11 protein-coding genes and 2 tRNA genes are annotated in these 12,543 nt (G+C 43.7%); 11 read left to right on the forward strand and 2 right to left on the reverse strand.

The genetic code is table 11. The features are described 5' to 3' along the window. Positions 1–16 precede the first annotated feature (16 nt). The 4 genes from nqrF (at position 17) to sthA (ending at position 4,002) form a co-directional block, all read left to right on the forward strand. On the forward strand, positions 17–1,243 hold the full coding sequence (gene nqrF, locus ACHUFM_RS04910) for an NADH:ubiquinone reductase (Na(+)-transporting) subunit F (protein WP_394180130.1): 1,227 nt from the start codon (positions 17–19) through the stop codon (positions 1,241–1,243). Between the two features lie 63 nt (positions 1,244–1,306). Further along, a complete protein-coding gene (locus ACHUFM_RS04915; RefSeq protein ID WP_394180132.1) occupies positions 1,307–2,320 on the forward strand; it encodes an FAD:protein FMN transferase in 1,014 nt (337 codons plus the stop codon). A 33-nt stretch (positions 2,321–2,353) separates the two neighbouring features. Further along, on the forward strand, positions 2,354–2,587 hold the full coding sequence (nqrM, locus tag ACHUFM_RS04920) for a (Na+)-NQR maturation NqrM (RefSeq protein WP_394180134.1): 234 nt from the start codon (positions 2,354–2,356) through the stop codon (positions 2,585–2,587). A 20-nt stretch (positions 2,588–2,607) separates the two neighbouring features. Continuing rightward, positions 2,608–4,002 (forward strand): Si-specific NAD(P)(+) transhydrogenase, encoded by a 1,395-nt coding sequence (sthA, locus tag ACHUFM_RS04925; protein ID WP_394180136.1) that lies wholly within the window; start codon positions 2,608–2,610, stop codon positions 4,000–4,002. A gap of 102 nt (positions 4,003–4,104) precedes the next feature. On the opposite strand, the gene ACHUFM_RS04930 is transcribed toward sthA, so the two are convergent. Together ACHUFM_RS04930 and ACHUFM_RS04935 are read right to left on the reverse strand one after the other, a co-directional pair. Continuing rightward, on the reverse strand, positions 4,105–4,656 hold the full coding sequence (locus ACHUFM_RS04930) for a hypoxanthine-guanine phosphoribosyltransferase (protein WP_394180138.1): 552 nt from the start codon (positions 4,654–4,656) through the stop codon (positions 4,105–4,107). Positions 4,657–4,710: 54 nt separating this feature from the next. Then, the gene (locus tag ACHUFM_RS04935; RefSeq protein ID WP_394180140.1) at positions 4,711–5,535 is read right to left on the reverse strand and encodes a YihY family inner membrane protein; all 825 of its coding nucleotides are present in this window, start codon (positions 5,533–5,535) and stop codon (positions 4,711–4,713) included. Positions 5,536–5,873: 338 nt separating this feature from the next. On the opposite strand from ACHUFM_RS04935, the gene ACHUFM_RS04940 reads away from it, so the two are divergent. The 7 genes from ACHUFM_RS04940 (at position 5,874) to ACHUFM_RS04970 (ending at position 12,479) form a co-directional block, all read left to right on the forward strand. Next, a tRNA-Arg gene (locus ACHUFM_RS04940) sits at positions 5,874–5,950 on the forward strand. A 111-nt stretch (positions 5,951–6,061) separates the two neighbouring features. Further along, positions 6,062–7,387 carry a trigger factor gene (tig, locus tag ACHUFM_RS04945; protein ID WP_394180142.1) on the forward strand — a complete coding sequence of 442 codons (1,326 nt, stop codon included), beginning with the start codon at positions 6,062–6,064 and terminating at the stop codon, positions 7,385–7,387. 77 nt (positions 7,388–7,464) lie between these two features. Then, a complete protein-coding gene (gene clpP / locus ACHUFM_RS04950) occupies positions 7,465–8,097 on the forward strand; it encodes an ATP-dependent Clp endopeptidase proteolytic subunit ClpP (RefSeq protein WP_063333402.1) in 633 nt (210 codons plus the stop codon). A gap of 21 nt (positions 8,098–8,118) precedes the next feature. Further along, positions 8,119–9,399: an ATP-dependent protease ATP-binding subunit ClpX gene (gene clpX, locus ACHUFM_RS04955; protein WP_063333401.1), complete on the forward strand. Its 1,281-nt coding sequence runs from the start codon at positions 8,119–8,121 to the stop codon at positions 9,397–9,399. Between the two features lie 202 nt (positions 9,400–9,601). After that, complete coding sequence (gene lon / locus ACHUFM_RS04960; RefSeq protein ID WP_394180145.1) at positions 9,602–11,995, forward strand: endopeptidase La; 2,394 nt, start codon at positions 9,602–9,604, stop codon at positions 11,993–11,995. 127 nt (positions 11,996–12,122) lie between these two features. Beyond that, positions 12,123–12,395 carry an HU family DNA-binding protein gene (locus tag ACHUFM_RS04965; RefSeq protein ID WP_013796597.1) on the forward strand — a complete coding sequence of 91 codons (273 nt, stop codon included), beginning with the start codon at positions 12,123–12,125 and terminating at the stop codon, positions 12,393–12,395. A gap of 7 nt (positions 12,396–12,402) precedes the next feature. Then, a tRNA-Asp gene (locus tag ACHUFM_RS04970) sits at positions 12,403–12,479 on the forward strand. The last annotated feature ends 64 nt before the right edge of the window (positions 12,480–12,543 follow it).

Consider the following 12,543-nt stretch of genomic DNA (forward strand, 5'->3'; position numbering starts at 1 on the left):
ATAGGGTTTAACTAACATGGTCAACTTAGAAATTATTCTAGGTGTGGTAATGTTCACCGCCATCGTGTTGGCGCTGGTAGCAATCATTCTTGCTGCTCGTGCTCGCTTGGTGAGTACGGGTGACGTTACAATCCGCATCAATGGTGAAAAAGAAGTGACAGCCCCAGCGGGTGGTAAGTTACTTCAAACATTAGCAAACAGTGGTGTTTTCTTGTCTTCTGCCTGTGGTGGCGGTGGTACTTGTGCACAGTGTAAATGTAAAGTGACAAGTGGTGGCGGTTCTATGCTGTCTACTGAGCAGTCACATTTTACACGTCGTGAGGAGAAAGAGGGTTACCGTCTTTCTTGTCAGGTGTCTGTTAAGCAAGATATGGACGTTGAAGTTCCTGAAGAAGTATTTGGTGTTAAGGCGTGGGAGTGTACTGTTGAGTCCAATCCAAACGTTGCGACTTTCATCAAAGAACTTACTTTGAAGTTACCTGAAGGTGAGAACGTTGACTTCCGTGCCGGTGGTTATGTTCAGCTTGAAGCACCAGCTCATACGGTTCACTACAAAGACTTTGATATTGAAGAAGAGTACCGTGGTGACTGGGATAAATTTAACTTGTGGAAATTCACGTCGAAAGTGGATGAAACGGTTATCCGTGCATACTCTATGGCGAACTATCCAGAAGAGAAAGGCTTGGTTAAATTTAATATCCGTATTGCTTCTCCGCCTCCAGGTAAAGATGATTTGCCGCCAGGTCAAATGTCATCTTATGTGTTTAGCTTGAAGCCAGGCGACAAGATCAAAGTATACGGTCCTTTCGGTGAATTTTTCGCGAAAGATACCGATGCAGAAATGGTCTTCGTTGGTGGTGGTGCTGGTATGGCGCCAATGCGTTCACATATCTTTGATCAGCTTAAGCGTTTAGAGTCTAAGCGTAAGATCTCTTTCTGGTATGGTGCGCGTAGTATGCGAGAGGCTTTCTACATGGATGAGTACGACAAGTTGCAAGAAGAAAACGATAACTTCGAGTGGCACTTGGCGTTGTCTGATCCTCAACCAGAAGATAACTGGGAAGGAAAAACAGGATTTATTCATAATGTTTTGTATGAAAATTATCTGAAAGATCACCCAGCACCTGAAGATTGTGAGTTCTACATGTGTGGGCCTCCAATGATGAACGCATCTGTTATTAAGATGCTAGAAGATTTAGGTGTCGAGAAAGAAAACATCTTGTTGGATGATTTCGGTGGCTAATGCCTGAATAAAGACCCACCATTCGGTGGGTCTTTGTTTTGTTGCTAACTAAAAAGATGTGTTATGCGTAAAAAAATATTATTGTCGGCGTTGGTCGTTATTCTGTTAGCGGTGGTTTATCGCTGCTCTTCTTTTACTCCCGAACTTGTTAGCTTCTCTGGCCCGACCATGGGCACGACCTATACGGTTAAATTTTATACCACGAGTGATATTTCAAATCCTTGGTCATTAAAAGAGAATGTAGATGCTGCTTTGGTTCGAGTGAATAAGCTGATGTCGACTTATGACCCGAGCTCTGAATTGTCTGGTTTTAATAAGATGCCTGCGGGCTCGTCTCTGATGATCAGTGATGAAATGTCTTATGTCATCGATAAGGCTTTGTTGATTAGTCAGATGACAAAGGGTGAATATGATGTCACCGTGGGGCCACTTGTTAATTTGTGGGGGTTTGGTCCAGGAAATCGAGAGGACAGAGTGCCAAGTGATTCTGAAATCGAAACCGCCAAATCTAAAGTGGATTATCAGAGTTTGATATTAGAGGGGAATAAACTCTCTAAACAAAAAGACTTGTATGTCGATTTGTCTTCGATTGCGAAAGGTTATGGTGTCGATGCGGTTGCCCAAGTCTTAGAAGACAATGGTATTGAAAGTTTCTTAGTGGAAGTGGGTGGTGAAATTGCGTCCAAAGGTGAAAAGCCTGATGGTGCAATGTGGCGAATTGCGATTGAAAGTCCAGCCGGTGGTCATGAAATAGCAGAGCGAGTGATTGAGTTAGATAACATGGCTGTGGCGACGTCAGGGGATTATCGAAATTATTTTGAGAAAAATGGCGTGCGCTATTCTCATACGATTAATCCTTTAACGGGCAAGCCCATTACTCATCGCTTGGTTTCTGTTACTGTTATAGACAAAACGACCACCATGGCAGACGGTTTGGCGACGGCCATTACTGTATTAGGTCCTGAAAAAGGGCTCGAGTTTGCCGAGCAAAATGGTATTGCGGCTTACTTATTGGTGAAAACAGATTTCGGTTTTGAAGAGCGTCCATCGGATGCGTTTAAGCCTTACTTGAACTAGGCTTAGTAGAATTATTTTGCTTTAGGAGGCGTTATGTTAACGGCTATTATCGTGTTTGCTGCGATGTTGTTGGTAGTAACTGCAATGTCGGTTGGTGTGTTGATGGGGCGTAAGCCTATTTCTGGATCCTGTGGTGGCATGAGTGCGCTTGGAATGGAAGTGGCTTGTGATATTTGTGGTGGCGATAAAGGTAAATGTGAAAAAGAAACGAAAAAAGCCGCGGCCGCGAAAGTCTCAGACGATGCATTTTACGACGCATCTAAATAATTGAACGAATAGAGGGTGTTATGACAACGAGACATTATGATGTTGTGGTTCTAGGTACAGGGCCTGCAGGTGAAGGCGCAGCGATGAGTGCGGCGAAAGCCGGTAAGAAAGTCGCTGTCATTGAAGCCAGTTCACAAGTGGGTGGTAGTTGTACGCATTTGGGAACCATCCCTTCTAAAGCTTTACGCCATGCCGTAAAAGAAATTATTGCCTTTAATACGAATACCATGTTTCGTGATATCGGTGAGCCGCGTTGGTTCTCTTTCCCTAAAGTATTGGACAGAGCAAATAAGGTTATTGATAAGCAAGTTGTAGGTCGTACTGAGTACTACGCACGTAACCGTATTGATATTTACTTTGGTCGAGGCAAATTTAAAGATGCAAACACCATAGAAGTAAACACCTATGAGCGTGGCCCAGAATTGTTGGTGGCTAAGCAGGTTGTGATTGCCACAGGTTCACGTCCATATCGTCCGGCCAATATCGATTTTTCTCATCCTCGTATTTACTGTTCAGACACTATTTTAAGTTTGAATCATACACCGCGTTCTTTGATTATTTATGGCGCAGGGGTAATTGGTTGTGAGTATGCCTCTATCTTCTGTGGTTTAGGGGTACGTGTTGAATTAATCAACCCGGGTAAGAAGCTGTTAAGTTTCTTGGATGATGAAATTACTGATGCGTTGAGCTATCACTTGCGTGATGGTGGTGTGTTGATTCGTCATAATGAAAGCTATGATTCGGTTGAGACAACAGAGCGTGGCGTAGTGATGCATATGGCGTCTGGTAAGAAACTGCGTGCGGATGCTTTATTGTTTTGTAATGGTCGTTCGGGTAATACGGATAGTTTGGGGCTAGATGCGATTGGTCTGGAAGCAAACGGTCGCGGTCAGTTGGCCGTTAACGATACTTATCAGACGCAGGTAGAAAATGTTTATGCGGCCGGCGATGTGATTGGTTGGCCAAGTTTGGCAAGTGCCGCCTACGATCAAGGTCGTGCGGCCGCAGCCAATATGTTTAACATGCCTGGTGGTGAGTTTATCAGTGAGGTGCCAACAGGTATCTATACCATTCCAGAAATCAGTTCTGTTGGTAAAACAGAAGCGGAATTGACGGCTGAAAAAGTGCCATATGAAGTGGGTCGTGCTTTCTTTAAAAATACAGCACGTGCTCAGATTACGGGTGAAGCGGTAGGGATGCTGAAAATTTTGTTCCATCGTGAATCGCTAGAGTTGTTAGGAATTCACTGTTTTGGTGACCAAGCATCTGAGATCGTTCACATCGGTCAGGCCATTATGAAGCAGCCTGGCGAGCAAAACACATTGAAGTATTTCTTAAATACTACGTTCAACTATCCTACGATGGCGGAAGCGTATCGTGTGGCTGCCTTGAATGGGTTCAACCGAGTTTTTTAAGCGATATGTTTAAACAGCGGTATTTAAAAAGGCGCCTTGCAATGCAAGGCGCCTTTTTTGTCGCTATCAGCCTGTGCTGAAATAGATGGGAGAAGGCTCTATTTAGCTGTCTTTAACCGCGTAAATGCCTTTTAAGTTACGGAAATAGCCTTTGTAATCCATGCCATAGCCAAACAAGAATCGATCGACAACATCCGTCCCTATGTAATCAGGCGTCATGTCTGTTTTACGGTTATGTAGTTTATTGATTACGGTCGCGGTATACACCGCGCTGCTTTCTTGTTCTTCAAGCCATTTACTAATGGCTTGCAGGGTGTGGCCTTGGTCGAAAATATCGTCAACTACTAGGATATGGCGACCCTTCAAACTGGTTTGTGGGTAGCTTAACCAGTTTAGGGAGGCGCCTTCCGTTTCCATGCCATAGCGTGTGGCATGGATGTAATCTAACTCAAGTGGAAAGTTTAAACGCTCAATAAGTGCTGCAGTTGGGATTAAGCCGCCATTCATAACACACAAAACAAGAGGGAGTTTGTCTCCCAAGTCCGCGGTTATCCGTTGTGCCATTTTATTTAGCGCGGCATCGATTTGATGCTCGTCTACAAGACAGTCAGCTTCGTCTAAAATTTGGTTGAGTTGGTCAATCGTGTTAGTCATTTTAGGCTCTGTTTTTAAAAATAGGCGCGATTCTACATCAAACTTGACCAGATGCTAAGTTTTAATCTTATGTAGTGTGGCACACAAACAAATTGAAGCAAGAATGATCAGCCATGACAACTGTAACCAGATTAAAAAAATTGGCAAAGCAGCAAAGGCACCATATACAATTTGGTAGTTGGTAAAAAATTGCGCAAAAGAACTAAAGATATAATTGAGAATCACCAAACCAATGCTGCCGAAAAGGGCGGCGATACTGGCGAGCTTAATGGAGACCTCTTCATTTGGTGTTAAATAATTTAATGTCAGTAGCATTAAGAAATATAGCACCAGGCTTCCTAACTCAAGTAGGTTGTTGAGCCATGAGCTTGTCTCATCCTGTTGAAGCTCAAGTGAGATTAAGGTGCCATAAAGGCTAAGTGTTGTTGCGAATAGAATGGGGCCTAGGGTTAGAATGGCCCAATAGGTCAGTAGACGTTCTCTGATTTTTCGGCGTTGCTGAATCTGCCAGATCGATTGAACGCTGGATTCAAAGTTGTTTAGCAATAGTAGTGCCGTTAGAAAAAGAGCGATGATCCCTGCAATCGGTAATTTCTTAGATTGCTCAGAGAATTGAATTAAATACGGCAAAACTTGTTCACTTGAGCCTGGTGCCAAATGCAACTCAATGAAGTTCAGTAATTGCGTTTGCATGGTTTGCAGGGTTGGAGTGAAACTCAAAATGCCGAGGATAATGGTGATGATGGGCACAGCGGCTAATAAGCTGGATAAGGTAAGCTGCGCTGCTTTTTGGGATAAAGCACTTGTTTTAAAGTGGTTTAAGGTCAGTAATCCATATCGTTGAAAAACAGTGATTAAATACAAAATACGATCGGTCATTATCTTTGCTTGCTTTGCTCGGTAAGAAACAGAGTTATTACCATAACATAGGCCGACGGACTAGGTAATAGAGTGTGGATTTATGCACAATGCACAAGAAGAGTGCAACGTGCTATTTTATGGCGCATTCGTGTTGTTTTTGCAGGACGTCGGTAGTATTATCTGTTTCGTTCCTTTTGTGATATTTGTGCTGCGGAGTAGTAGAGTTTAACTATTCTCGGTTCCTTGGTAACAAATAGTCATTTTAGCCCAGTTTAACTGGGCTTTTTTATGTCTATTGGTTGACGATTGCTATTCCATCCCTATAATAGCCCACCACAAGAAATGTAATGAGTATTGCGCCTGTAGCTCAGTCGGATAGAGCATCCGCCTTCTAAGCGGACGGTCAGGGGTTCGAATCCCTTCAGGCGCGCCATTTCAGCCCATTACTTTAATAAGTTTAGGTTTTGTTGGCTGTATTACATGAGTGACCTTTTAGGTCGAATTGCAACCAACAAATTAAAGCAAGTTCCCGAGAGGAAATTTTATGCAAGTTTCTGTAGAGACAACGTCTCCAATTGAGCGCGTACTGAATATCACTGTTCCAGCAGCTCGTGTAGACGAGAAAGTAAATACTGAAGTGGCGAAAACAGCCAAAACTATCCGTATGGATGGTTTCCGTAAAGGTAAAGTGCCAGTGAGTGTTGTAAAAAAACGCTATGGCCAAGGTATTCGTATTGATGCTGTAGAGCAAATCATGCGTGATGCGTATGTTGAAGCGATTCAAAAAGAAGACATTCAGCCAGCCGGTATGCCAGCAATTGAGCCTAAGAACTTTGCTGAAGGCGCTGATCTTGAGTTTGTTGTTAAAGTTGAAGTCTACCCAGAAGTGGTATTGGCAGATAATGCTGCAATCAAAGTTGATCGTGTCATTTCTGAAGTAACGGATGCAGACGTTGACACTATGTTAGAAACATTGCGCAAGCAAAATGCAGAGTGGAATGCGGTTGAGCGTGAAGCGGCTGACGGCGATCAAGTGACCATCGATTTTGTTGGTTACCTAGGCGATGAAGCCTTTGAGGGTGGTGCAGCGGAAGGACATAAATTGGTCCTTGGCTCTAACACTATGATTCCTGGTTTCGAGACTGGTATTCTTGGTGCGAAAGCGGGCGAAGAGCGTTCTATCGAAGTCACCTTCCCAGAAGATTATCAAGCTGAAAACCTAAAAGGTAAAGAAGCGACGTTCAAAATTACTGTTTCAGAAGTGGCTGAGCAAGTATTGCCTGAGCTTGACGATGCTTTCGTTGAGAAGTTTGGTCTAGAAGAAGCGACACTTGATGCTTTGCGTGCTGAAGTACGTAAAAACATGGAGCGTGAGTTGAACCAAGCGGTTAAGGCTAAGCTGAAGACGGCTTTGTTTGACGGTCTTTCTTCTATCAACGAAGTGGAAGTACCTTCTGCATTGGTTGATCAAGAAGTGGATGCGCTTCGTAAGCAAGCTGCTCAACAATTTGGCGGTGAAGGCTTTGATGCTTCTCAGCTTCCTGCAGAACTGTTCCAAGATGAAGCGAAAAAACGCGCTAAACTTGGTTTGTTGATTTCTGAAGTTATCAAGAAAGATGACATTAAAGTAGACGATGATCGTGTACGTGCTTTCTTGGAAGATATGGCTCAAGCTTACCAAGAGCCACAGCAAGTTATTGACTTCTACTTGAAGAACAAAGAGCAGTTGGCTCAAGTTCAATCTGCTGTACTTGAAGAGCAGGTTGTTGATAAACTGTTGGAATCCGCTCAAGTAACTGAAGTAACTTTGGGCTATGAAGACGCTATCAAGCCAAACGCTCAAGCTGAAGAAGCTGGAGAAGAAGCATAAGACTTCCGTCTTATCTTTTTTGAATAAGGTCGACATAGCTTAGGTTATGTCGACTTTTTTGTTTTAAGGAATGCGATATGAATTTGACGAACCCAACAACTGGTCCCGTAGCAATTACAAGTAATGGCCTTGTTCCTATGGTCATTGAGCAAACCGCTCGTGGCGAAAGGTCTTTTGATATTTACTCTCGCTTGCTGAAGGAGCGAGTTATCTTTTTGGTTGGTCAGGTCGAAGATCACATGGCGAATCTGGTGGTGGCTCAGCTGTTGTTTTTAGAATCTGAGAACCCAGATAAAGACATTCATTTGTATATCAACTCGCCTGGTGGCTCTGTGACGGCCGGCATGTCTATTTATGATACAATGCAGTTCATTAAGCCAGATGTGAGCACTATGTGTATTGGTCAGGCGGCGAGTATGGGGGCGCTTCTGTTGACAGCAGGTGCGGCTGGTAAGCGTTATTGTCTACCTAATTCTCGTGTCATGATTCACCAGCCGCTTGGTGGCTATCAGGGGCAGGCATCAGATATTGAGATCCATACACGTGAGATCTTGAGTATTAAGCATAAGCTTAATGAAATTATCTCATTCCATACTGGTAAGCCAATAGATCAGGTTGCTGTTGATACGGATCGGGATAATTTTATGAATCCTGAAACGGCAAAAGAGTACGGGTTAATTGATGATATTTTACAAAAACGTACAGTTTAATTTTTTTTAAGGGTGGAATAAATGTCGGATGATAATTTTAGCCGTGGCGACCACTCCGATCGGTTATTGTATTGCTCTTTCTGTGGCAAAAGCCAAGATGAAGTTAAGAAGCTTATAGCCGGTCCATCGGTTTATATTTGCAATGAGTGTGTCGATTTATGTAATAACATCATCACGCAAGAGTTGTCGCAAGTAGATGGTGAGTCTGCTTCAGAAGATGAGTTGCCAACGCCAATGAAATTAAGCACGGCGCTTGATGATTACGTTATTGGTCAAGATCGTGCGAAGCGAGTGTTAGCGGTAGCCGTTTATAATCACTATAAGCGTCTGCGTCATCAAGGTAAGTCGGATACTGGTGTTGAGTTGGGCAAGAGTAACATCTTGCTAATCGGCCCCACTGGTAGTGGTAAAACATTGTTAGCACAAACGTTGGCGCGTGTATTAGATGTACCGTTTACGATTGCGGATGCGACGACCTTAACGGAAGCGGGTTATGTTGGTGAAGACGTTGAAAACATCATTCAAAAGCTTCTGCAGAATTGTGACTACGATGTTGAGAAAGCGCAGCGCGGTATTGTTTACATTGATGAGATCGATAAGATTTCTAGAAAGTCAGACAATCCATCGATTACCCGTGATGTATCTGGCGAAGGTGTTCAGCAAGCGTTATTGAAATTGATTGAAGGCACGGTGGCATCGGTGCCACCGCAAGGTGGTCGTAAACATCCGCAACAAGAGTTTTTGCAAGTCGATACCTCTAATATCTTGTTTATATGTGGTGGTGCGTTTGCGGGTCTTGAGCGTGTGATTGGTGAGCGCACAGAGAAAAGTAGTATTGGTTTCTCTGCTAAAGTAAAAAGTAAAGACGAAGGTCGGTCCTTCTCTGAAACCGTTCATAATGTAGAAACGGAAGACTTGGTGAAATTTGGTCTGATTCCGGAGTTTGTTGGTCGATTGCCTGTCGTGGCAACCTTGTCTGAGCTGGATAAAGAAGCACTTGTTACTATCCTGAGCGAGCCAAAAAATGCTTTGGTCAAACAATATCAGCATTTGTTCGAGTTGGAGGGTGTGGCCTTAGAATTTACACCTGAATCTTTGTTGGAAGCTGCCTCGTTAGCACTAGAGCGTAAAACGGGAGCGCGTGGCTTGCGTAGTATCTTGGAGTCTGCTTTGTTGGATTGCATGTATGATCTGCCAACACGACAAGATGTGGTTAAAGTGGTGATGGATGCGCCGTCTATTCGCGGCGAATCTGCCCCATTAATGGTAATAGAAAAGGAAGATGTGGCGAAAAACGCCTAGTCTCATTGCCTGTTTTAAAAAGCCGAGTTTAAGTTCTTCTTAATCTCGGCTTTTTTGTTTTTCGCTTTTCATGTCGATCTAGGCTAAATTGAATGTATATAAGCGCTTGTATTTTTCTGCTTTGCCCTTATCTCTTTCTTAATCCTCAATTTAATAGATAGTAAGTGCGCCTTTTGTGAATGCGCCCAAGTTGGAAATTTATATGTCAGACTCTTTGCTTCTTCCAATGTTGCCATTACGTGATGTAGTGGTTTATCCCCATATGGTATTGCCGTTATTTGTTGGTCGCGCTAAATCCATTGCCGCGCTTGAGTCCGCGATGGAAGGGGATAAGCATGTTTTTCTTGTGGCTCAGCAAGATGCGTCAAAAGATGATCCTACAACAGATGATTTATATTCAATCGGTACGACTGCAAAAATAATGCAGTTATTACGTCTTCCTGATGGCACCGTCAAGGTCTTGGTTGAAGGGGTTAAGCGTGCGCGTCTTGAGTCCATGAAAGATGAGGCGGAGTTTGTCCTTGGCGAAGTGACTGAGCTAGAACAGATCGAAGAAGATCAGGCTGAATTTGATGTGATTCGAAGTGCGTTATTAAAGCAATTGGATGAATACGTTGCTGGTAGCAAGCGCATTCCATCTGAAGTCGTGGCTTCTCTCAAGTCCATCGACGATTTGGCTAAATTGATCGATAACATCACTGGCCATATGAGCCTGAAGCTTGAAGATAAGCAAAAAGTGCTTGAAGTGGATTCTTTGGTGGGGCGTGGTGAATATCTGATTGGTTTAATGGATGGCGAGCTGGACATTGCTCATCTTGAAAAAAACATCCGTAGTCGCGTTAAGAAGCAAATGGAGAAGAGTCAGCGAGAATACTATTTGAATGAGCAAATGAAGGCCATTCAAAAAGAACTTGGTGATATGGAAGACGGTAGCAATGAATTGGATTTGCTGCAGGAAAAAATTGCCGAAGTTGGCATGACGGAAGAGGCCAAAGACAAAGCCGAAGCGGAGTTGAAAAAATTGCGCATGATGTCGCCTATGTCGGCCGAAGCAACCGTGGTACGTGGTTACATTGATTGGTTAGTATCACTGCCTTGGAAGCAGCGTAGTAAGGTTCGTAATGATTTGGCGTACGCTGAAAAGGTATTGAACCAAGATCATTACGGCTTGCAAGATGTGAAAGAGCGCATCTTGGAGTTCTTAGCGGTTCAGCAGCGTGTTAAGAAAGTAAAAGGGCCGGTATTGTGTTTGGTTGGGCCGCCGGGTGTGGGTAAAACGTCCTTAGGTCAGTCGATTGCCAAAGCGGTTAATCGTAAATACGTTCGTATGGCGTTAGGTGGGGTACGTGATGAGGCTGAGATTCGTGGTCACCGTCGTACTTACATCGGTTCTATGCCAGGTAAGCTGTTGCAGAAGTTAACCAAGGTGAAGGTGAAAAACCCACTTTTCCTATTGGATGAGATCGATAAGATGGGCATGGATCAACGTGGTGATCCAGCCTCAGCTTTGTTGGAGGTGTTGGATCCAGAGCAAAACCATACCTTTAATGATCACTATTTAGAAGTGGACTACGATCTGTCTGATGTGATGTTTATTTGTACGTCTAACAGCATGAATATTCCGGGTCCATTATTGGATCGCATGGAAGTGATTCGTATCCCAGGTTACACAGAAGACGAAAAATTAAACATTGCCAAGCGTTACTTGTTGCCTAAGCAGGTGAAGTTGGCTGGTCTTAAAGCCAGTGAGATTGATATCACAGATGACGCTTTGATGGATGTAATCCGTTATTACACCAAAGAGGCTGGGGTGCGTGGTTTAGAGCGTGAGATCAGTAAAATCTGTCGTCGTGTGGTAAAAAAACAAGCTTTGACTAAGGCGAAAAAACCGGCAGCCGTTTCGGTGACCAGTGACAATCTTGAGGATTTTTCTGGTGTTCATAAGTTTAGTTACGGTAAGGCAGAAGAAAAAAATCAAATTGGTCAGGTCACAGGTTTGGCTTGGACATCGGTTGGTGGTGAGTTATTAACCATTGAAGCGGCGGGTGTACCAGGCAAAGGTCGTCATGTGAAAACGGGTTCCCTTGGTGATGTGATGCAAGAGTCCATCCAAGCGGCTTTGACTGTGGTACGAAGTCGAGCCTCTGGACTGGGAATTGATGAAGATTTTCATGAAAAAGTTGACTTGCATTTGCATGTGCCTGAAGGCGCTACGCCGAAGGATGGGCCGAGCGCAGGTGTGGCAATGTGTACTGCTATTGTATCCGTGCTTGCAAAAGTCCCTGTTAAAGCCTCTGTGGCGATGACAGGCGAGATTACGCTGCGTGGAGAGGTGCTACCTATAGGTGGTTTGAAAGAGAAGCTTCTAGCGGCTCATAGGGGCGGTATTAAAACCGTCATTATTCCGCAAGAAAACAGTCGTGATTTGAAAGAGATTCCAGACAATATCAAAGCGGATATTGAGGTTGTCCCAGTAAAATGGATTGATGAAGTGCTGGATATTGCTTTAGAGTATATTCCTTCACCAAAAAAGGTAGAAACATTGCCTTCGAGTGAAAAAACTGTTGATGAACAAGAGTCTGTAAGTCATCATTAGATCCATCCTGTGTTGACAGGGAGTAGGTTAGGCTTGTATAACTGCTCGCTCGGCCTTGTCGGTTGGCATATATATACTGCGCCGAAATTAAAACTAAGGAACCACGAAAATACTGAAGGGGTACAACGTGAACAAATCTGAATTGATTGATGCTATTGCAGCGTCTGCTGATTTATCTAAAGCTTCTGCGAGCAATGCTCTTGACGCTACTTTAAAAGCAATTGAAACGGCTTTGGCAAAAGGTGACCAGGTAACACTTGTAGGTTTTGGTACTTTTGCTGTTAAAGAACGTGCCGCACGCACTGGCCGCAACCCTCAAACTGGTGCGGAAATCCAAATTAAAGCCGCTAAGGTTCCTGGCTTTAAAGCCGGCAAAGGTCTAAAAGACGCTGTAAACTAATGCATTTGGAGCAGTAGTTCAGTTGGTTAGAATACCTGCCTGTCACGCAGGGGGTCGCGGGTTCGAGTCCCGTCTGTTCCGCCATTAGATACAAAAAGGTGTATTCCAAGCGGAATACACCTTTTTTATTAGGTAATTTATTAATTTC

The organism is Marinomonas posidonica (assembly GCF_043643765.1).
GTDB classification, from domain to species: domain Bacteria; phylum Pseudomonadota; class Gammaproteobacteria; order Pseudomonadales; family Marinomonadaceae; genus Marinomonas; species Marinomonas posidonica_A.